Raw genomic sequence first — 22,592 nt, forward strand, 5'->3', positions numbered from 1 at the left:
TTTTTATTATTGCTATTTAAACTTTCTTTCGATTATCATCTGACTTTGTGTCTATTAACTTATTGTAAGGATCTACACCTACCTCTGTGGGTTTTTCATCTACAATTATGGTAATTTTATTATTTATTGCTGTAATCTTATGCTTTTTTAGATAGATTTCCTTTTCTTTTTTAACACCAACAATTTCTTCTTCAGCGAAAACACCTATATCTATATAATCATTTAATTTGGTGGAAAGTACATCCTTATCTGTCTTAGGATTTTTATAAACTAAAGTATCACCCTCTTTTTCTCCAAAGTATTTTTTACCTTTTTCATCATTTCTATACTTGGCAACTTCAAACTCTATATCTAACTGAAATTTACCATTATCAAGCGCTGTTGTTTCTACCTCTACAATTCTATTTTTATATAGTGTAATGGTTTCGAACATGTCTTTAATGATATATTGTAAAGAATCTGGGGTAACTTCTCTTATATAATTTACCATTTCTACTGATGTTGTGTAAGGTGGTTCTTGAAATTTTACTTTCTCCACGTATCTTTTTAAAGCACAATTTAAATTTTCATCACCTATATAATCACTTAAAGCATAAAAAACTAATGACCCTTTTTGATAACGTATATAACCTTGACCATCATTATACATTAAAGGCTTTTCACGTTTACTCTCAAAGGTTCTTTGCTGTAAATAACCATCTAAAGCTTCTTTTAAAAAGGTTCTCATTTTAGATTTACCCAATTCTTGTTCAAGCACTTTTAATGCAACGTACTCAGACATACTTTCAGACAACATGGTTGCACCTAAAACATCTGCACCTATTACTTGATGAGCCCACCATTGATGTGCAACTTCATGTACTGTTACTGCATAAGGATAATCTACACCATCATCACTTTCATCATCTACATCTGCAATAAAACCAATGCTTTCTGAAAATGGAATTGTGTTTGGAAAAGATTGTGCAAAGGTTCCTGACGTTTTTGGAAACTCGATAATTCTTACTTGTTTGTGTTGATAAGGACTAAAGTTTTCTGAATTATAATCTAATGACGCTTTCATACCTTTCATCATTCTATCTAAATTAAATTCATGCCCTTTATGATAATATATCTCAAGGCTAATGCCTTTATACATTTCTTTTTTCACTTCGTATCTAGCAGAGTTAAAGGCATAAAAATTAAGTATTTTACTATCCATCTTGTAATGGAAATATCTTCGGCCATCTTCTGTCCATTCTTTTTGCAAATAACCAGGAGCAATTGCAATTTGATCTTCTGAGGTAGAAACCGTTGCTTCAAAATCAATCCAATCTGAATCTTTAGAAATATATGTATTACCTAAAGCTGTCGAATCTGAAGGATAAGGACGTAAATCATTTCTAGGTAAATCGTACTTTTTACGAGTTTGATTGTCTGTTAATTCTCCTGCAGAAGAATATCCTAAAGAAGGAAACATACCATTATTAATAAAAGTTCCGTTTTCATTAATAGGAGAGTTTTTTCTAAACATGGTATTCTTATCACTTTCTACAGTAACTTTTAGTGCCAACGTGTCTCCAGGAAGTATTGGAGTATCAAACTTATAAATATCAAAATTATGAATGGTGTCTTCTAAAACCAATTGATTTGGTTTTGTAAACTCGAAAGTACTTTTTAATGAATTATGATTTAAAAACACACTATCTATAGCCTTGTCTGTTTTGTTTACCATTTTTAATACTGCAGAAGCATTAAAGACTCTTTCTTTTGGAAATATATCTACATCTGTTTTTACAGCTATTATTCTTGGTTGTTTGTAGTTTTCGTATTTTTTATATTTCTTTTCCCATTCAACTCTCCGTTTTTCGATTTCTTTAGATGATATCCTTTCATTATCAATATTATTTTCTTTAAAAATGGTAAAACCTAAACCTAAGAAAGCTACCAAAAAAACGATAAAAGTAGTTGCAATTTTACCTGTAAATCGGTTTTTAGCAATTGATAATCTTTCTGCAAAAGAAAAAGGAATTCCACGAACCCAAAACGTAAGGGCTACAATAATTAAAGTAATACCTCCAAGAATCCAATACGTTTTATACCATAAGTAAGGTCCTAAAGAAAAGCCATAACCATTCATATCTGAATAACTAAAACCTGGCCCTTCATTATATTTAAATATTGCTTCATCTACACCAATAAAAGATAATAATGGCATTCCTATTGCTATGATTAACAAAGCAAAAAGGCCTAAATATGGATTTCTAATTAGCGTTTGAATAAATAAGGCTAACAAGGCCCAAACAACATAATTTATAAAATCTAAAACATAAAGTTCATAAATATAATGCCCAATTTCGAAATTGTAATACCCTTTGTAAATTTGAAAAATGATTCCTGATACTAAAACTACAGTTACCAATACCAATTGCATTTTTAACAAAGCAATTAACTTAGAAAATAATAAAGACCAATTAGGAATTGTGGTTGCATCCACCAAATGATTTACTCTTGCAATTTGCGCTCTTTGCACCAATAAACCTGCATATAAAAACGTACAGATATTTATCGATAACACAAAGACACCTCCACCATTTAACATTTGCCAAGTAACAGGTAAGGTTTGGGTTCCAAAAATATTACCAACTGTAAAAAGACCTACTACAATTAAAAGAACACCAACTAAAACTATTGATATAAAAGGCCAACTTTTAATAATGTACTTAAAATCGATATTAGAAAGTTTCCAAGTAGCTTTTAAGTTTTGAGTAAAAGAATAATCATGAGTGACTTTTGGCAAGTTAATTTTTGTAATTCCACTGTAATTTCTTTTTATAATACGTTCTCCTTTTACTTTTTTAAAGGATAATGAAAATGCGTTTTGACTAAAAGAAAAGAACTTATAGACCAGACCAAAAACTAATGCTGAAATTACCAACCATAAAACACGATTGTAAATAATCATAGATTCTACTGGAATTTGCATGCTATTTTGCTCAGACATGGTCCAATATTCTGTGTAGTAAGTAATGGATGCAGAGCCAAAAGGATCTAAAATAGCTGCTAGCATTTTATAATCTGCTTCTACTAAATTACTAACAACTACAGCCTGCGCAAACATTAAAATTATAACTGTTATAAAACCAGCTGCAATATTTCTTGTAAAAGTTACAATTGCAAAAACAATAGCACCAAAGAAAACAACATTTGGTAAAATAAAAAGTAAATAGGTTTTTACATACGTTAAGAAGTTAAAAGGCCCAACAATATCTGGATTTGTGCCTGGAAACCTAAAACCAATAATCATACCTAAACCAATACCTAAAACAATAATTGAAACTACTGTTATACCACTTAAAAACTTAGCAAATAAATAATTTGCTTTGGTAAAAGGGTAAGAATACAATATGGTATGCATTTCACTTTTATAATCTCTATAGACAGAAACGCCAATTATAGATGGAAATAAAAAGAATATAAATGTGGTTAAACCATTAAATAAACCATTTACGCCTATAGGTGAATTTACAATTCGAGAAGAACCAGTAGTTACTGTTAGAAAATCCCAAATTCCAGCAGAAGTAGCTGAGAAAAAGAAAGCTAAAAATATAAATATAGCTAAGTAAATATAGAAAGCTGGCCTACCAAACCAGTATTTTAATTCTTGTTTATATATTGTAGAAAACATTTTTTGATGTTTAAATTGTTTGGATTGTTAGATTTATAGCATGTTTGATTTTTAAATTTCTAACATTCTAGAAATTCAAAAATATAATCATCTACTTATACTTTTAAAACTGGTTCATCTTGTTGTAATGCAATAAAATAAACATCATCTAATTGCGGATTTGAAGCCACAAAATCTTCTGATGGTTTCTCTGCTGAATGCACTCTTATATTTAAGGTATTATCTTGATTGTAATTAGAAGATAAAATCGAATACAATTTTTCATTGCTTTCTAAATCATCTCTCTCAATAACTTTTGTCCAAATTTTACCTTGTAATTCATTTGTTGCTTGTTGAGGAGTAGTATGCTTTAAAATTTTACCACCATTTAAAATAGCCATTTCATTACATAATTCTTTTACATCCTCTACAATATGAGTTGAAAATATAACTGTACAATTGGTACCAACCTCTCTTAAAACATTTAAAAAACGATGTCTTTCTGCTGGATCTAAACCTGCAGTTGGCTCATCTACAATTATTAATTTAGGATTATTCAATAGCAGCTGTGCAATTCCAAAACGTTGTTTCATACCACCTGAATAACCTGCAACATGTTTGTGTCTTACATCGTATAAATTAGTAATTTCTAATACTTCTTTTACTAATTTTTCTCTATCCGATTTTTTAGCAACCCCTTTTAACGTCGCAAAATAATCTAACAAATCTTCTGCAGACATTTTTGGATATACACCAAAAGATTGTGGTAAATAACCTAACACTTTTCTCAAAGCCATGTTATCTTCTAACACATTAATATCACCAAACATAATACTCCCAGAATCTGGGCTTTGCAATGTAGCAATTGTTCTCATTAAGGAAGATTTACCTGCACCATTTGGCCCTAAAAGACCAAACATTCCTGTACCAATTTCGATACTTAAATTATCAATTGCTTTTACTCCGTTTTTGTACGTTTTTGTTAAGTTTTGTATGCTAAGTTTCATGCTATGTTGGTTGGTTATAATTCTCTTTTAATTGTAATTCTAGAAGATTTTTTCACATTACCTTCTTCATTCTCATTTTCGAAGATAATATTTACATAATCATAATTATCTAAATTCAGTAAATACTTATTTACTTGTGTTGCTATAAAATCTGCTTTTTTATTTGCTTCATTAGTGTTATACACTTCTGGATTAGCATTTTTAAAGGTTAAATTCAAACCTCTTTCTTCTGTAATATTATTCTTTTTAGTGTAATAAGTTCCAATTGACAAATCCTCAAAATCAATCTCTTTTTTAAGCTCTTTTTTAAATCCGCTTTTGGCTATTTTAAAAACAGGATGAAATTCTGATGAACCCTCAACTTTGGTTGAACAATTTGTTGTTAAAAATAATAGAGCAAGCACTAAAGTGGTTTTTAAAAATTTCATGTTTTTACAGTTTGATTTTAGATTCTGTTATTAGAGCAATTATTAGGTATAATGTTACAATATTTAAGATTAAAATGTAAGAAAAGTTTAAAAAAACGTTTTATTTTTACAAAAAACAGAATATATATTATGTCAGATAAATCAATATTAAATAAAGAATCGCTAGCGTTTTTAGAAGAATATTTAAATAATGCATCTCCAACTGGTTATGAATGGGAAGGTCAAAAAATTTGGATGAATTACTTAAAACCCTATGTAGATGAATTTATTACAGATACTTACGGTTCTGCAGTGGGTGTTATAAATCCAGATGCAAAATATAAAGTGGTTATAGAAGGGCATGCAGATGAAATTTCTTGGTATGTAAATTACATTACAGATAATGGTTTAATTTATGTAATTAGAAATGGAGGTTCAGATCATCAAATTGCACCAAGTAAAATTGTAAATATTCACACTAAAAATGGTATTGTAAAAGGTGTGTTTGGTTGGCCAGCAATTCATACCAGAGATAAATCGAATGAGCAAGCACCAAAACCAGATAACATTACAATAGATGTAGGTTGTGCAAATAAAGAAGAAGTTTTAGCCTTAGGCATTCATGTAGGTTGTGTAATTACGTATCCAGATGAATTTCACGTATTAAATGGTGATAAATTTGTTTGTAGAGCTTTAGATAATAGAATGGGTGGTTTTATGATTGCTGAAGTAGGTAGGTTATTAAAAGAAAATAACATTGAGTTGCCTTTTGGTTTATATATTACCAACTCTGTGCAAGAAGAAATTGGTTTGCGAGGTGCAGAAATGATTACACAAACCATTAAACCTAATGTTGCCATAGTTACAGATGTTACTCACGATACAACTACACCAATGATCGAAATGAAAAAAGCTGGTCATTTAGAAATTGGTAAAGGTCCTGTTGTAGCTTATGCACCAGCAGTACAACAAAAATTAAGAGATTTAATTATTGATGCAGCAGAAGCTAAAGATATTCCTTTTCAGAGATCTGCACTTTCTAGAGCAACAGGTACAGATACAGATGCTTTTGCTTATAGTAATGGTGGTGTTGCTTCTGCATTAATATCTTTACCTTTAAGATATATGCATACCACAGTTGAAATGGTACATAGAAGTGATGTAGAAAATGTGATTAAAATGATCTATGAAGCATTACTACAAATTAAAGATGGAGATACTTTCTCTTATTTCGATTAATAAATTATAATTACAAAGCGAAGTGCAAGCTTCGCTTTTTTTATTTTTAGCTATGAGCTTATCAAATCAAAAACACCTTTTTAGTTTACCTGAAAATATTACTTACTTAAATATTGCAAGTCAATCACCTTCTTTTAAAGCTATAGAAGAAGCAGGAATTACTGGAGTTTTAGAAAAAAGTCATCCTTATAAAATTACCACTAACAGCTACTTTGATCCTGTTATAACTCTCAAAAAATTATTCGCAAAATTAATTGAAGTTGAAGATTATAATAGAATTGCAAACATACCATCAGCATCTTATGGCTTGTCTACAGTAGCCAATAACGTTCAACTGAATAAAGGTGATGAAATATTATTAGTAGAGAGTCAGTTTCCTAGTAACTATTATGTTTGGGAAAAGTTAGTGCAAAAATTTGAGGCAAAACTAACCCTAGTTTCTATGCCTGAAAATGCAGAAAATCGAGGTAAAAATTGGAATGATGCTATTCTAAACTCAATCTCAGACAAAACTGCTTTGGTTTCTATAGGTAATATTCATTGGGCTAATGGAACTTTATTTGACTTAAAAGCTATTAGAAAAAAAACATCTTTAGTTGATGCGTTATTAGTTATTGATGGAAGTCAATCTATAGGTGCTTTGCCTTTTTCTGTAAAAGAAATTCAGCCAGATGCATTGATTTGTGCAGGTTACAAATGGTTGTTTGGACCTTATGGATGTGCTTTGGGGTATTATGGTTCTTATTTTGATGATGGAGAACCACTTGAAGAAAATTGGTCTAATCGTTTAAATAGCGATAAAATGAGTGGATTAACCAATTATGAAAGCAAATACAAACCTTTGGCTAACAGATATTCTGTTGGCGAACATGCTAGCTTTATTCACGTAAAAATGCAAACAGCTGGTTTGCAACAAGTGTTAGACTGGACACCAAAAGCTATACAAGATTACTGTAAAGAAATCACAAAAGATGCTGTTATCTCTCTAAAAAAAATGGGCTGTACTATTGAAGATGAAGATTACAGAAGTCATCATTTATTTGGTGTTGAATTACCAAAACAATTAAATTTAGACGAACTAAAAGCAAAACTGAAGGCAGAAAATATTTTTATTTCTTTTCGTGGAAACTATATCCGTCTTTCTTGTCATTTATACAATACAAAAGAAGATTTTACAAAACTAACCAACTGTATTTTAGCTTGTTTATAAATGGATGAACTTATAGATATTTTAACGGCTGATGGAAAACCGACTGGTAAAACTGCTTTGAAGTCCGAAGCACATAAAAATGGCTGGTTTCATGCAACAGTTCATATTTGGTTGTTTACCAAGGATAAAAAAATACTGCTTCAAAAACGCGCATTAACTAAAAAGGTATTTCCTGGTTTGTGGGATATTTCTGTGGCAGGACATATAACTGCAGGTGAAACAATTTTATCTTCTGCTAAAAGAGAAATTTTTGAAGAAATTGGTTTAGCTATAGATGAAAAAGATCTAATTAAAATAGGCACCAGAATTCATCAAGTTTCGCATGCAAATGGTATTATAGATAATGAACATCATCATGTATTTATAGCTGAATTACAAAAACCGATTTCCGAATTAAAAATTCAAGAAGAAGAAGTTGATGCCATTAAACTCTTTGATTTATCCGTATTAAAATCAACCAAAAACCTCGAAAACGTTTTGCTTTCAAGGTTTCATGATTACTATGTTTTTGTTTATGATCAAATTAAAGAAAATCTTGATAACAAACCGAAATAAAGTTACTTTTTAGGTTTCTCAAAAAACGAATCTGCTAATTTAGCTTTACTAGCTAAAGGCAAAGTAAATTCGGTTGCAGGTCTTGCAGGTTCAGTTGGCATTCCATTATCATCTTTTTTATACCAAGTAATTTCTTTTGGTAATATCAATCCGTTTACATTTTCCCACTTGTTATATCTAATCAAATTGTATTTTTCACTTGGCGCTTTTGAATTGAATGTAACAGTGTATGCCAGCCATTCCATTTGATGATTTTCTGGATTGTAATAAATGATATAATTATCATCTGGAGAGGTACCAACGTTTGCTTCGTACGAAATTTTATACCCTGGATAATTTACACCTTCAAAAGTAATAGCTTCTGCTTTTTCGTAATTAATGCCATCATCTGCCAACACAAAAGGCATTGCATAAAAGTAAAAATATAAATTATAGTAAAACTCTGGATTACCCCTATAATCCCCTTTATTTTCTTCATCTAGCCAAACTTCAGTACCATCAAAGCCTAATGAATATTTAGGTGAATTTATAACTGTTTTTCGAGTCTTTAAGTCTGCAGTATGAGCTTCTTCGCCTTTATTAAAAGATAATATCTGAATACTGTTCCAAACAGTTAAGCCACCATGTGTTTTAAAAACCTTGTTTAATTCTTCAGGAATATCAGTATTTACTTTTTCCACAATTTCTGTTTTCGCATTAGTTTTAGTTTCTTTTTTAATTACCTTTTTACAAGAAACTACTACTAAACCTAAAATGAATACAAATGCTATTTTTTTCATGATTTGGTTTTTTGAATATTTTATTTTTAAGTCGATAATTTAGCAATAGATTACAAATTAATCCTAAATTTTTGATTGATAGGTATACAAATCAAAATACCTGCCTTTTGCTTGAATCAATTCTTCATGAGTACCTCTTTCTGCAATTTTACCTGATTCTATTACTAAAATTTGATCTGCTTTTTTAATAGTACTTAATCTATGAGCGATAACTATTGTAGTTCTGTCTTTGATTAATTCTGATAAACTTTTCTGAATTAGAGCCTCACTTTCTGTATCTAAACTAGAGGTAGCTTCATCTAATATTAATATTCTAGGATTTGCCAAAATAGCTCTAGCAATAGCCAATCTTTGTCTTTGACCACCAGATAATTTAACACCTCTTTCACCAATTAAGGTATCTAAACCTTTATCAAATCTATCTGTAAATTCATTTACATAAGCTGCTTTTACAGCATTTTGTAATTCTTCTTCAGAGGCATTAGGTCTAGGAAAAAGAATGTTTTCTCTAATAGTGCCTTCAAACAAAAATTCGTCTTGTAAAACAACCCCTAAATTTTTACGATAACTAGCCAATTTAACTTTAGACATGTCTTGATTATCTATAGTTATTAAACCAGATTTCGGATTTAAAAATGTGGCAGACAAACCAGCAATTGTGGATTTACCAGAACCAGAACTACCTACTAATGCTGTTACAGAACCTGCAGGAACTTTAAAATTAATATCATGCAATACTTCTTTACCCTCCTCATAAGAAAAGGAAACATCCGTAAAATTAATTTCTCCCTTTACGTTTTCTAATTCAATATTTCTTTCTTCATTATCTTCTTCTGCAGCTTTGTTCATAAGCTCTTCTGTTCTATCTAAACCTGCTAAAGCCTCTGTTAATTGACTACCAATGTTACTCATTTGAACTATAGGCGCAATCATAAAACCAAGAATTAAGGTAAAGAATAAAAATTCTCCTGTAGTCATTTCTCCTTGCATCATATAATAACCTCCAATTCCCATAATTCCTGTAGTTGCTACCCCAATTAAGAAGGTAGATGAGCTTGTCATTAAAGCAGTTGCAGTTAAACTCTTTTTTACGTTTTGATACAGTTTATCTACACCTTTCTCAAAAACTATATTTTCTTGTTCTTCTGCATTAAAGGCTTTAATTACTCTAACTCCTGCTAAAGTTTCTGTTAACCTACCTTTTACCTCAGCATTTATTTTACCTCTTGTTCTAAAAATAGGACGAATGAATTTGAATGCTTTTAATGCTACGAATCCAAAAATTGAAATTGGTAAAAACACGAATAGTGTCATCCAAGGATTTAGATTGATTAAAATAACCAAAGAAACAATTGCAGTAATTGTACCACCCACCAATTGCACTAAACCTGTACCAATTAAATTTCGAACGCCTTCAACATCACTCATAATTCTAGAAACTAAAGCACCAGATTTTGTGTTGTCAAAAAAACTTATTGGTAAGGATAAAACTTTCTTTTGCACTTGTGCTCTTAATTCTGATATTAAATATTGAGCTTGTACACTTAAAATTCTGGTAAGTAAAAATGAAGTTACAGCTTGAACTAAAATTGCACATAAAACTACAATAATTAATATTTTAAGCTGATCGAAATTATTGTTAGGCACAACTTCATCTAACAAAACCTTACTTTGCCAAGGCAAAATTAAGCCAGCCAAACTTCGAATTACAATTAAAATTAAACCAACAAAAACTAAATTTCTTCTAGGCCAAATAATAGTTTTAAATGCTTTACCAATAGAAACTTTACCCTTTTTATCTTTTGTAATTGGTTCTTTTAAATGCTGCATAAAGTAAGTTTGTTTGTGTTAGGAATTGACCAATTATTGTCAATTTACATGCCATAAAATGTTTGCTGACAGATATGCAAAGTTAACAAAAGACCTGTCAGGTTTTAGAAACTGAACAGGTCTTATTTTTAATGATTTATTTCGTTGGCAAACTAGCTTGCGTGAGCGATAGAAACGACATCTTTTTTATGTATAAATTGGTTCTAAACTTTTTTTAGACAGCTTTAATCTTATAAAAAACCAGATACTGATACAAGTTCTGCATAAATAAAAAGATACAGTGAATAGCGCAGTTTTTGCTTTTCGCAAAAACACACCATTCTAAATATTGATAAATTTTAAATTGGTTGAGAAACTGAATCAAGTTCAGTTTAACATTCGTTACAATCTATGGTCTATAATACTTTGCACAACTTCAGGATTTAACAGTGTACTTGTATCTCCTAAATTATCCATTTCGTTCGAGGCTATTTTACGCAAAATTCGTCTCATGATTTTTCCTGAACGTGTTTTTGGTAAACCTTCTGAAAATTGAATTTTATCGAGCTTAGCAATTGGCCCTATTTTATCAGAAATTAACTGATTTATTTCTTTTCTTAAATTGTTATGATCTCTACTTTCACCCAAATCTTTAAGGGTTATGTAACCATATAAAGCACTACCTTTTATATCATGTGGAAAACCAACAATTGCTGATTCTGCAACTGCAGGATGCTCGTTTATAGCATCTTCTATTGGTGCAGTTCCTAAATTATGACCAGAAACTATAATTACATCATCTACTCTACCCGTAATTCTGTAATAACCAACTTCATCACGTAAAGCACCATCTCCTGTAAAATATTTATTCTCATAAGCAGAGAAATAGGTTTCTTTATAGCGCTGATGATTGCCCCAAATGGTTCTTGCCATACTTGGCCAAGGATATTTTATACATAACCTACCTTCTACTTGATTGCCTTTTAATTCGTTTCCATTTTCATCCATCAAACAAGGTTGAATACCAATAAATGGCAATGTTGCATAGGTTGGTTTTGTAGGTGTTACAAACGGAATTGGAGTAATCATCATTCCACCAGTTTCGGTTTGCCACCAAGTATCTATAATTGGACTGTTCTTTTTACCAATAGTATCATTATACCAATGCCAAGCTTCTTCGTTTATTGGCTCTCCTACAGAACCCAGAACTTTTAATGATGATAAATCGTATTGATCTACCAATTCTGTTCCATGTTTTGCCAATGCTCTAATGGCTGTTGGTGCAGTATAAAACTGATTGACTTTATGTTTTTGTACAATATCCCAAAATCGTCCAAAATCTGGATAACTTGGTACACCTTCAAACATTAAAGTTGTAGCTCCGTTTGCTAAAGGACCATACACAATATAAGAATGCCCAGTAATCCAACCAATATCTGCAGTACACCAATACACATCATTTTCTCGATATTGAAACGCATTTTTAAACGTATATGCTGTGTAAATCATATAACCTGCTGTAGTATGAACCATACCTTTTGGCATTCCTGTAGAACCTGAAGTGTATAGAATAAATAGAGGATCTTCTGCATCCATCACTTCTGCTTCGCAAACCGTAGATGCTTTGTCTAATAATGGTTGTAACCATTTGTCTCTACCTTCTTTCATATTTATGTCTGAGTTGATTCTTTTAGCAACCAAAACAGTTTCTACAGAAGACCAAGTTTCTAAAGCTTCATCTACAATTCCTTTTAAATCGATTGTTTTAGAACCTCGAAATGAACCATCAGAAGTAATCACCATTTTACAGTCTGCATCGTTTATTCTTGTTGATAATGCTGTTGCAGAAAAACCTGCAAAAACTACAGAATGTATAGCTCCAATTCTAGCACACGCTAATGTAGCTATTGCTAATTCTGGAATCATAGGTACATAAATACAAACACGATCTCCTTTTTGAATACCATTTTCTTTTAAAACATTCGCAAACTGATTTACTCTTTCTGAAAGCTGTTTGTAAGTAATGTGCTCAGCTTCTTCATCTGGATTATTAGGCTCAAATAAAATAGCGGTTTTATCTCCTCTTGTTGCCAAGTGCCTATCTATACAGTTTTCTGTTATGTTTAGTTTGGCACCTTCAAACCATTTAATCTCTGGCTTTGAAAAGTCCCAACTTAATACATTGTCCCATTTCTTTTTCCAAACAAAATGTTCTTCTGCAATTTCTTCCCAAAATGTTTCAGGTTCTCTTACCGAATTTCTATAGACGTGATAATATTCTGGAAAATTTTTGATGTGATAATTACTCATAATACTGTTAAAGGTTTTAAACTTTTCTAAAAATAGAAATTAATTTTCTTTTTTAAGTTGTAACGATTAATATTTAAATGATAAGTTAAAACCGTAAAGTAATAAGTCATTAATTTTTATAAAAAAAAATTCTACCTACAACCACAAATTATCTCTAAATAGCATTTTTTTATTTGCATTTATGATCTTATAAGAATGAGAATAATATATTTGTTGAACATGAACTTAGATTTAATTTTGGAGTTAATCAATAGTCATTGGTTTATAATTCTGCTATTTTTTGTGGTGGCTTTATTATATTCTTCAGTGGGTTTTGGTGGTGGCTCTAGTTACTTAGCAATCTTGGCTTTAACTAGTCTTACCTTTACTCAAATTAGGGCAACTGCCCTACTTTGTAATATTGTTGTAGTACTTGGCAACGTAATCATTTTTCATAGAAATAAGCAATTAAACTATAAAAAAATAACCCCATTAGTACTACTTAGTATCCCCTTTGCATATTTAGGCGGATATCTAAAAATTAGCGAAAACTTATTTTTTATTCTTCTTGGCTCTACACTAGTATTTGCCTCAGTCACAATGTGGCTTTCAAAAAAAATAGTTTCGAACTCAAATGCAAATCAAGAAAATAAATTAGGTCAAAATGCTGCTACTGGAAGTATTATAGGTTTTATATCTGGAATGGTTGGAATTGGTGGAGGAATATTCCTTGCACCCATTCTACATTTAACAAATTGGGATACTCCAAAAAAAATTGCAGCCACTGCAAGCATGTTTATTCTTGTAAATTCTACAGCAGGTTTTTTCGGCCAAAGTACAAATCCTGATTTTCAAATAAACTGGAGCTTAACTTCTATTCTTTTGGTAACCGTATTTATTGGTGGCCAAATTGGAAACAGAATTAGCAATAATTTCTTTACACCTATTCAACTTAAAAAGGCAACAGCAATTCTTATAGCCTTTGTAGGTATTAAAATTCTTTACGATTTTCTATTTTAAATTTAATTTGAGCGCAAATTAATTTGGATAACGATTGTTTTATACCTGTTGAAGAAATATATTTGAAACATCAACTAAAAAAATAAATATGTTAGAAAATATCTTTACTTTACTAATGCTAGTGATGCTACAGGCTGTGCTAGGGTTTGACAATTTACTTTACATTTCTCTAGAATCTAAAAAAGCACCAATAGCCGAACAAAAACGTGTACGTAAAGTAGGTATTCTTGTTGCTATAGCTTTACGAATAGGTTTACTATTTTTATTAGTTTCTATTATTGATTATTTTCAAGACCCCTTCTCTTTTTTAACAGGAGGTATTGAAGATGTTGCCGAATTTGCATTTAATGGTCACAGCATCATTGTTCTTATTGGTGGTGGCTTTATTATTTATACTGCTATTAAAGAAATTTGGCACATGATTGGTACAAGTGATTTGGAAAATTCAGAAATGGTAGATCAAAAATCTAAAAAAACTGCAAATGGTGCTATTGTAAGTATTGTAATAATGAACTTAGTTTTTTCTTTCGATTCTATTCTAGCAGCTATCGGTTTAACTAGTGAAATTCAAAATCCTACAACCGCATTTATTATAATGGCTATTGCTATTGTTGCAAGTGGCTTGTTAATGTTATTTTTAGCAGATAGAGTATCTACTTTCTTAGCTAAAAACAGAATGTACGAAGTATTAGGTTTATTTATTCTATTTATAGTCGGTATTATGTTAGTAACAGAAGGTGGTCACTTGGCTCATATAAAATTATTCGAAAATGAAATTGTACCTATGAGTAAAACTACATTCTATTTTGTTATTGCAATTTTGGTTATTGTAGATATTGTACAAGGTAGATATCAAAAGAAACTTCTACTAGAATCTAAAAAATAAAAAAGAGTAAAAAGCATTTCAATAGAAATGCTTTTTTTTGTGATTAACTTTTTTTTGTTTAATTTATTTAACATTTTATTAAACATATTTAATTCTTCAATGCTATACCTTTGTAATAAATCTAAAAAACATATTATGAAACTAGCGTTTAAACTTACATCACTTGTATTAGTAACATTATTATCTTTCTCTTGTGTATCTACCAAAAAGGAAGAAGCAAAGGTAGCTGAAGTTGAGGTAGAAACTAAAAAAGAAGTTGTTGAGCAAAAAGAAACTATTGTAACTATTGCTGCATCAAATGACAATTTTACAACTTTAGTAGCTGCAGTAAAAGCTGCTGATTTAGTTGGCACTTTAAACAGTGATGGACCATTTACAGTATTTGCACCAGTTAATGGAGCTTTTGACAAATTACCAGAAGGAACAGTGGCTACATTGTTAAAGCCAGAGAACAAAGAAATGTTAACTTCTATTTTAACTTACCATGTTATTGCAGGAAAATTCGTTGCAAAAGATGTTATTGATGCAATTAACAACAACAATGGTAAATTCATGATTAAAACAGTTCAAGGAGGAATGGTTACTGCATCTTTAAATGATGGTAAAGTTATTTTAACAGACGAAAAAGGAGGTACTTCTACAGTAGTTATGACAGATGTTGACGCATCTAATGGAGTTATCCATGCAATTGACTCAGTAGTAATGCCTAAATAAGTTTTACTTATAACAGTCATTACTAAATTTAATATATTGTTTATTTATTTTAACATTTTATTGAACAAAATATAGTTATCTTTGTAGTGTATTGTTTTGGTAAAACATATAAAAATTACTTCTCGTATTAATTCGTATCTCATACGAAATATTGATAAAGGAAGTTTTTTGGTTGATTGATTGAAACCGCTACTTTTAGTAGCGGTTTTTATTTTATAGTTCAGGTATACTATCTTGTAGTCTCTTGGTTATAATATTAATTATTCTTCTATTGTATTCAGAAGAATTGCCCAAATAAACTGTATACTCATCCAAAGAAAAATGACCTAGAATACTACCAAGAAGTAATTTCTTAAAACTAATATCTTTCTGCAAAGCATTTTTTATAGTGCTTTTTTTCTTTTCTACTTTTATCGAAGAAAAATCAACTTTTCTTTTTACCAAGTTCTGCTTAAAAAATGCTATGATTAATTCATGCTGCATCTTAATAATTGGCCTAATAACTGAATTCTGAAACTCTTCTATAGGTGTAATATTTGGTTTTATTAAACCAGGTAATTCAGGTCTTTCTTTAGCCATTGTCTAATAAATTATCTAGTTCTTGTTGATAATCAAACTGCAAATCTTCATGAAGTTTTAAAATAGCATTACTAGCCATTCGTAATTGCGTTTGAAAAATGTTTTGTAATCGATTACTTCTTTTAAAATAAGGATTGTAATTCTTTAACTTCTTACAGAAGTGAAGGAGAATTTCTGCTTCTGTATCTTTTTTCTTAGAAAATCGAATAAGCTTTTTAGTTGAAGTTAAAATTTTACGAATCTTCTTGCGCACATAATAGGCATTCTTAGTGTCTATTTCATCAAATTGTACATCAATAAAGATTTTACAGTTTGTAATGTATTGATCTTCATCATGTGCTTCAAATAAAAGATAGGTAAGTAATTCTTTATTCTCTACCTTAAACCTTGCCAATTGTAGGCATAATTCTTTTAGCTCTTGTGCAGTTTTATGAGATAATTCGTCTTTAAGTTGTTTTATAGTACTTGCCTTCATTAAGAAAGAAAATCTAAAACATTTTTCTCTATTCTATTTAAAACATTTTCAGTTTGTGCTTTTACAAATTGCTCTCCAGTAATTTGTTCATATAACTCTATGTACCTGTTAGAAATTTCTACAATCTTCTCATCAGACATTTCTGGAATAGTTTGCCCTTCTTTGCCCTGAAAACCGTTTTCTATTAACCATTGACGCACAAACTCTTTAGAAAGTTGTTTCTGAGCTTCATTGTTATCTTGTCTTTCTTGATAACCTTCTGCGTAAAAATATCGAGATGAATCTGGAGTATGAATTTCATCAATTAAAACAATCTTACCTTCTTTTGTTTTACCAAATTCATATTTAGTATCTACCAAAATTAACCCTCTTTTCGCAGCAATTTCAGATCCTCTTTGAAATAATTTTCTAGTATAGTCCTCTAAGATTAAGTAGTCTTCTTCAGATACAATTCCGTTTGCTAAAATATCTTCTCTTGAAATATCTTCATCATGCTCACCATTATCTGCTTTGGTTGATGGTGTAATAATAGGAGTTGGAAATTTATCATTCTCCTTTAAGCTCTCTGGCATCTCTACTCCACACAACAAGCGCTTGCCCAACTTATATTCACGAGCTGCATGCCCAGATAAATATCCTCTAATTACCATTTCTACCTTAAAAGGCTCGCATAAATGACCCACTGCAACATTCTCATCTGGATTTGCAATTAACCAATTAGGCACTATGTCTGAGGTCTCATTCATCATTTTGGTGGCAATCTGATTTAAAATTTGACCTTTAAATGGAATTTGACGTGGTAAAATAACATCAAAAGCAGAAAGTCTGTCAGTAGCAATCATAAACAAAAGGTCATCATTTATGTTATAAACTTCTCTTACTTTACCTTTATATATTGATTTTTGACCTGGAAACTCGAAGTTAGTTTCGTTAATTGTGTTCATAGAGTGTTGATATTTCTACAAAAATAAGTTTAATTTTTAGGATATCATTTTCTTAATAAAGAAAAATTACCATGCAATACTTCACCAGTTTCAGTTACTACTTTAAACCAATAATCTGACGATTGTATTTCTTTACCATTTTCTTTACCATCCCAAAAGCCTGTTGTACTGCTTACACTTTTTATGAGCCTACCAAACCTTGAATAAATATAAATTGTATAACCAATGTCTGGAAAATCTTTCAATCGCCAAAAATCGTTTTGGCCATCATTATTTGGTGTAAAAAAGGGCGGATAGGTTTTTACAAAAACCTCTTCACTATAAAACTCACAACCATCAATACCTCTAACATATACAGTTTGCAAACCACCATCTACATTATTGAAAAAAGGATCTAATTGATAGTTTAAACCATCTAACGAATATTCATAAGCTCTTTTAGAAAACACAAATACTTCTATAGAATTGTTCGTAGACGAAAAATCGTTCACCTCAATTCTTACATTATTTAATTGTGAATTTCTAACTACTTCTACGTTTACAGTTGATGTTGCTCTACCACAAACACCATTATCTATCGTATAAGAATATATTCCTGAAGGATTCTGACTTGGATTAAAAACTCCATTTGGTAGTGCAGGACTCCAAATACCATCTTCATCTGGTTCACCATTTAAATAATCGAATAAATTTACTGAGTCTGCAAATTCACAAATTTGTAATTCTCCATTTGAACCAGTGTTAGGTTCTTCTGATTTTACTAGAGATACTGTGGCTTGTAAAGTTCCACATTCTCTATCTACAATCACGTAGTTATAACTTGATTCAAAATCTAAGTTTTTATTATAAATATTGGTACCACTTGCTAGTTCTGGAGACCAAAAACCATTTGGAGAAGGTTCACCTTCTATAGCTCTAAATAAATCTATTTCTACCAAATCATCGCAAATAACAACCTCTGTATTTATACCTGGACTTAATTCCGATGAAAATTCAACCTTAACTTCTGCACTTAAATCGCCACAAATAGGATCTGAATGTGTGTAAGTGTAAATGCCTTCTTTATCTTCTAAAACATTAAAAACACCTGTACCCGATTTTAAGGCTGGTGACCATGTTCCTCCACGATCTGGTGAGCCCAAAAGCACATCAAAAAGATCAATATCATTAGAGTTTTTGCACAATTGTATAATATTATTTTTACCAGGATTAGGAATATTTAATTCTTGAAAATCATACAATCGATTATTATTTCTATCTGCAGGATCTGTATAACCTGTAGTTTCGTTAATAATTAAGCCATTAAAATCTACATCATCTGGTAAATCTCCTAAAACGCCATCATTATTAGGGTCTTCAAAACCAGATTCTAACACATCAAAACAACCATCATTGTCACTATCTAAATCCATTGAATCTGGATACCCATCTTTATCTGTATCTCTAGTTGCATTTCCTTCTAGAGTATCTAAAATTCCGTCATTATCATCATCTAAATCTACTACATTTGCAATAGTATCGTCATCAAAATCATCATCACAAATTAGAATTACTGCAATAGCTGAGATGCAATCTCCAATATTTTCTTGAATGATTAATGAGCCTGTAATTTCTCCATTATTAATAATATTACAAAGCCAAGAACAATCGCTTAATAAAGGATTTTTTTGAACCTCAACATTACCTTCTACTTTTTCTAACTGACCAAAACCAACAACACTGCTTAACAGTTTATTATTACTTACAATAAACCAATCTTCTAAAAAGTATTTTTCTCCAACTCTTTTTAAAGAATTATAACCCTGCATACTTCTAACACTGGTATTTTCTATCCTGAATGCAGCACCAACAGTTTCAAGTAAGGGAAAGCTTGGCACTTCCTCTACACCTTCTCCTCTAATATCAAAAAAACGCTCAATAGTTCTTAGCTTACTGAACCCCTTAATAATTTTAACATTCTCTATATTTAAATCGTTACCAATAGTTTCAAGTTTTTCAAAACCAATAGCCTCTTCTAAAATTGGGTTAAGCGTAATGTTTAAATCATCTCCAATACTTTCTACCTGATTAAAAGAGGGCATACTTGTAAGTACAGGGTTTTTACTAATATTTAATTCGTCTCCAATAATTTGTAGATTTTCAAAACCAGTAATAGTTTGTATACCTGGGCTATTCCCAATTTCTAAACTCTCGAAAACACGTTTTAACTTTCTAAAACCACCTACATCTGTTAAAATTGGGTTTAGAGCAATGGTTACACTTTTAGCGTTCACAAGATTATTAAAACCACTTATCTTTGTTAATGTATTTGAGCTTGTAATTTCGAAGTGACCATTTACATCAGTTAGATTATTAAAACCATCTAACTCTGCAATGTCTAGAGAAATTGTAAAATCTCCATTAATTACTTTTAAAAAATAAAGACCGGTAATATCATTTATAGGTGTTGGGTTTTCTCCTACATCTGCAAAACCAACTAAACCAGCTACAATATCTACATTACCTTCAATTCTTTCACAACCACTATATTGATCTACAAAAGCATCTATTTTTTCTTGAGAAGATAAAAAATGATCTTGACCTGCAGGTGGACATTGTGCAAAAGCAAACGAAGAAAATAAAAGTAAAAAGAGTACTAATAACCTCATATGAAATAACCTAATAGTAAAAATAAACTATATCTGAGTTGAATCAAAAATTATACCATAAAAATACAACTATCATATTTGATAGTCTATTACTTTAAAACTTCCTTACGAAATAAAATAAATAAGTTTAAATAGCTAAGGCTATTCAGTTTCGATACTCTTGTAAGCCTTTATGATACGTTTTACAAGCCTATGCCTTACAACATCTTTATCATCTAAATAAACATGCGCAATGCCTTCTATATCTTTTAACGCCAATAAAGATTCTTTTAAACCAGAAACTTGTTTTCTAGGCAAGTCTATTTGACCTGGATCTCCAGTAATAATGAATTTAGCACTTTTACCCATTCTAGTTAAAAACATTTTCATTTGACTATGAGTTGTATTTTGAGCTTCATCTAAGATTACAAATGCATTATCTAAAGTTCTACCTCTCATAAAAGCCAAAGGCGCTATTTGAATAATTCCTTTTTCTATGTAAGATTCTAGTTTTTCATGAGGAATCATATCTCTTAACCCATCATACAAAGGTTGCATGTACGGATCTAGTTTTTCTTTTAAATCTCCAGGTAAAAAACCTAAATTTTCTCCAGACTCTACAGCTGGTCTTGTAAGTATAATTCTTCGAACTTCTTTTTCTTTTAAAGCTTTCACTGCCAATGCAACTGCTGTATATGTTTTACCTGTACCTGCAGGGCCTACAGCAAAAAGCATATCATTCTTTTCCATCAACGAAACCATTTTACGCTGATTTTGGGTTTGTGCTTTAATCAATTTACCATTAACACCATGCACCAAAACATCTTTACTATTTTTAGCTGCAGCTGTTTTTTCTTCATTACCTGTAGATGTTAAAATGCGTTCAATACTATTTTCATCTAACTTATTATACCTGTTGAAATATTTGACTAATCGTTCAAATCGAATTTCAAATTCATCTAAAATTTCTGATTCTCCATATATTTTTAACTTTGCACCTCTAGCCACAATCTTAATCTTTGGAAAATACCTTTTTAATTGTTCTACAGTGCTATTTTGTGTACCAAAAAATTCTTTAGGATCTATTTCTGATAACTCTATAATGCGTTCGTTCAAATGATTATATTTATTAGTGTGTTAGTAAGAATTATTAAACTAAATGTAGTAATTAAAAGTACTAAATTCATTAGATTTGCGTTAAGTAATTAACAACTTTTACACATTTAATTAACACCTATAATTAATGTCTTTTATAACATTAACAACAGATTTTGGAACTAAAGACCACTTTGTAGGTGCTGTTAAAGGAGCTATTTATACAGAATTAGCTGAAGCTAGAATTGTAGACATTACTCACGAAATTTCTCCTTTTAATATTACAGAAACTGCCTATATTTTAAAAAATTCTTACAAGAGTTTTCCTGAAGGCACAATACACATTGTTGGTGTAGATTCTGAACTAAGTGCAGAGAATAAACACATTGCCATTGAATTAGATAATCATTACTTTGTTTGTCCAGATAATGGCATTATTTCTATGATAGCCTCAGAAATTCAACCAACTAAAATTGTAGAAATTAACATTCACGATCGTATTGAAAGTAGTTTTCCAGTATTAGACGTATTTGTAAAAGTAGCTTGTTTTATTGCTAGAGGTGGAAACTTAACAGTAATAGGAAGAGAAATTAAAGAATATAAGAAGTTAATCGAAATTCAGCCGAAAGTAAACCAAAATCAGACACAAATTATTGGTGGTGTTTTATATATTGATAATTATGGAAACGTAATTACAAATATCAGCAAAAAAATGTTTAACGACGTTGGTAAAGGAAGAGCTTTTAAAATAAATGCTTCTAGATATTCTTTCGATAAAATATTTAGCAGGTATAATGAGGTTGCTGCTAAAAACACCAATAACCCCAGCCAATTTGATGGCACAAAATTGACTATATTTAACTCTGCAGGCTTTTTAGAAATAGCTATTTACAAGAGTAATTTAAATACAGTTGGTGGTGCTTGTACTTTATTAGGTTTGGCCTACAGAGATCCAATAATTATTGAATTTTTCAATGAATCTAAACCAGAATTTACACCATTAAACTAATTATGTTTGTACGAATTGTAAAAATGAGTTTACACTCTAAATTTATTGCTGATTTTAAGGCGATGTTCGATGAGAAAAAATCTAAAATAAGAAATTCACCTGGTTGTAAACTATTAGAATTATATCAAGATAAAAATAACCCAGAAATCTTTTTTACCTACTCTTATTGGAATAAAGAAAGCGATTTAGAGAATTACAGAAACTCTGATTTCTTTAAAGAAACTTGGACACAAACAAAAGGTTATTTTAACGATAAACCAGAAGCTTGGAGTGTAAACAAAAACGTTAGTTTACCTTAATAA

General features: G+C 30.5%; 18 protein-coding genes and 1 pseudogene. 8 read left to right on the plus strand and 11 right to left on the minus strand.

Annotation, left to right across the window (positions count from 1 at the left end; translation table 11 throughout):
• Positions 1-16 precede the first annotated feature (16 nt).
• The 3 genes from V7R38_RS00240 to V7R38_RS00250 form a co-directional block, all read right to left on the minus strand.
• Positions 17-3,667: an ABC transporter permease/M1 family aminopeptidase gene (locus V7R38_RS00240; protein WP_334055558.1), complete on the minus strand. Its 3,651-nt coding sequence runs from the start codon at positions 3,665-3,667 to the stop codon at positions 17-19.
• A gap of 95 nt (positions 3,668-3,762) precedes the next feature.
• Positions 3,763-4,653, minus strand: coding sequence for an ABC transporter ATP-binding protein (locus V7R38_RS00245; protein WP_334055559.1), 891 nt, complete (start codon positions 4,651-4,653; stop codon positions 3,763-3,765).
• 14 nt (positions 4,654-4,667) lie between these two features.
• On the minus strand, positions 4,668-5,081 hold the full coding sequence (locus tag V7R38_RS00250) for a hypothetical protein (protein WP_334055560.1): 414 nt from the start codon (positions 5,079-5,081) through the stop codon (positions 4,668-4,670).
• A 129-nt stretch (positions 5,082-5,210) separates the two neighbouring features.
• Between V7R38_RS00250 and V7R38_RS00255 the strand changes: the two genes are divergently transcribed.
• From V7R38_RS00255 to V7R38_RS00265, 3 genes are read left to right on the plus strand one after another with little or no spacing between them, the layout of a single operon-like run.
• Positions 5,211-6,299, plus strand: coding sequence for a M42 family metallopeptidase (locus V7R38_RS00255; RefSeq protein ID WP_041384042.1), 1,089 nt, complete (start codon positions 5,211-5,213; stop codon positions 6,297-6,299).
• Positions 6,300-6,351: 52 nt separating this feature from the next.
• Positions 6,352-7,509: an aminotransferase class V-fold PLP-dependent enzyme gene (locus V7R38_RS00260; protein WP_334055561.1), complete on the plus strand. Its 1,158-nt coding sequence runs from the start codon at positions 6,352-6,354 to the stop codon at positions 7,507-7,509.
• The gene (locus V7R38_RS00265) at positions 7,510-8,064 is read left to right on the plus strand and encodes an NUDIX hydrolase (RefSeq protein ID WP_334055562.1); all 555 of its coding nucleotides are present in this window, start codon (positions 7,510-7,512) and stop codon (positions 8,062-8,064) included.
• A 2-nt stretch (positions 8,065-8,066) separates the two neighbouring features.
• On the opposite strand, the gene V7R38_RS00270 is transcribed toward V7R38_RS00265, so the two are convergent.
• The 3 genes and pseudogenes from V7R38_RS00270 to acs form a co-directional block, all read right to left on the minus strand.
• Positions 8,067-8,843: a hypothetical protein gene (locus V7R38_RS00270; RefSeq protein ID WP_334055563.1), complete on the minus strand. Its 777-nt coding sequence runs from the start codon at positions 8,841-8,843 to the stop codon at positions 8,067-8,069.
• A gap of 63 nt (positions 8,844-8,906) precedes the next feature.
• Complete coding sequence (locus V7R38_RS00275) at positions 8,907-10,673, minus strand: ABC transporter ATP-binding protein (protein WP_334055564.1); 1,767 nt, start codon at positions 10,671-10,673, stop codon at positions 8,907-8,909.
• A 381-nt stretch (positions 10,674-11,054) separates the two neighbouring features.
• Positions 11,055-12,971, minus strand: a pseudogene (gene acs / locus V7R38_RS00280) (acetate--CoA ligase); the annotation flags it as partial.
• A gap of 210 nt (positions 12,972-13,181) precedes the next feature.
• On the opposite strand from acs, the gene V7R38_RS00285 reads away from it, so the two are divergent.
• From V7R38_RS00285 to V7R38_RS00295, 3 genes are all read left to right on the plus strand, one after another.
• Complete coding sequence (locus tag V7R38_RS00285; protein ID WP_334055565.1) at positions 13,182-13,961, plus strand: sulfite exporter TauE/SafE family protein; 780 nt, start codon at positions 13,182-13,184, stop codon at positions 13,959-13,961.
• Between the two features lie 88 nt (positions 13,962-14,049).
• Positions 14,050-14,847 (plus strand): TerC family protein, encoded by a 798-nt coding sequence (locus V7R38_RS00290; protein WP_334055566.1) that lies wholly within the window; start codon positions 14,050-14,052, stop codon positions 14,845-14,847.
• Positions 14,848-14,982: 135 nt separating this feature from the next.
• A complete protein-coding gene (locus V7R38_RS00295) occupies positions 14,983-15,561 on the plus strand; it encodes a fasciclin domain-containing protein (RefSeq protein WP_334055567.1) in 579 nt (192 codons plus the stop codon).
• A gap of 213 nt (positions 15,562-15,774) precedes the next feature.
• Here V7R38_RS00295 and V7R38_RS00300 read toward each other — a convergent pair whose 3' ends face one another.
• From V7R38_RS00300 to V7R38_RS00320, 5 genes are all read right to left on the minus strand, one after another.
• Positions 15,775-16,140, minus strand: coding sequence for a glyoxalase (locus V7R38_RS00300; protein WP_334055568.1), 366 nt, complete (start codon positions 16,138-16,140; stop codon positions 15,775-15,777).
• Complete coding sequence (locus tag V7R38_RS00305; protein ID WP_334055569.1) at positions 16,133-16,615, minus strand: hypothetical protein; 483 nt, start codon at positions 16,613-16,615, stop codon at positions 16,133-16,135. Before V7R38_RS00305 ends, V7R38_RS00300 begins: the two co-directional genes overlap by 8 nt.
• Entirely contained in the window at positions 16,615-17,559 is a 945-nt protein-coding gene (locus tag V7R38_RS00310; protein WP_334055570.1) for a phosphoribosylaminoimidazolesuccinocarboxamide synthase, read from the minus strand. The genes V7R38_RS00305 and V7R38_RS00310 overlap by 1 nt, the downstream gene beginning before the upstream one ends.
• 44 nt (positions 17,560-17,603) lie before the next feature.
• On the minus strand, positions 17,604-20,207 hold the full coding sequence (locus V7R38_RS00315; protein WP_334055571.1) for a T9SS type B sorting domain-containing protein: 2,604 nt from the start codon (positions 20,205-20,207) through the stop codon (positions 17,604-17,606).
• Positions 20,208-20,348: 141 nt separating this feature from the next.
• Positions 20,349-21,302: a PhoH family protein gene (locus V7R38_RS00320; protein ID WP_015482350.1), complete on the minus strand. Its 954-nt coding sequence runs from the start codon at positions 21,300-21,302 to the stop codon at positions 20,349-20,351.
• 127 nt (positions 21,303-21,429) lie between these two features.
• Here V7R38_RS00320 and V7R38_RS00325 point away from each other — a divergent pair, with 127 nt between their 5' ends.
• Together V7R38_RS00325 and V7R38_RS00330 are read left to right on the plus strand one after the other, a co-directional pair.
• Positions 21,430-22,290, plus strand: coding sequence for an SAM hydrolase/SAM-dependent halogenase family protein (locus tag V7R38_RS00325; protein WP_334055572.1), 861 nt, complete (start codon positions 21,430-21,432; stop codon positions 22,288-22,290).
• 2 nt (positions 22,291-22,292) lie between these two features.
• The gene (locus V7R38_RS00330) at positions 22,293-22,589 is read left to right on the plus strand and encodes a putative quinol monooxygenase (RefSeq protein WP_334055573.1); all 297 of its coding nucleotides are present in this window, start codon (positions 22,293-22,295) and stop codon (positions 22,587-22,589) included.
• Positions 22,590-22,592: the final 3 nt, after the last annotated feature.

Source organism: Polaribacter sp. P097 (assembly GCF_036864555.1).
Lineage (GTDB): Bacteria > Bacteroidota > Bacteroidia > Flavobacteriales > Flavobacteriaceae > Polaribacter.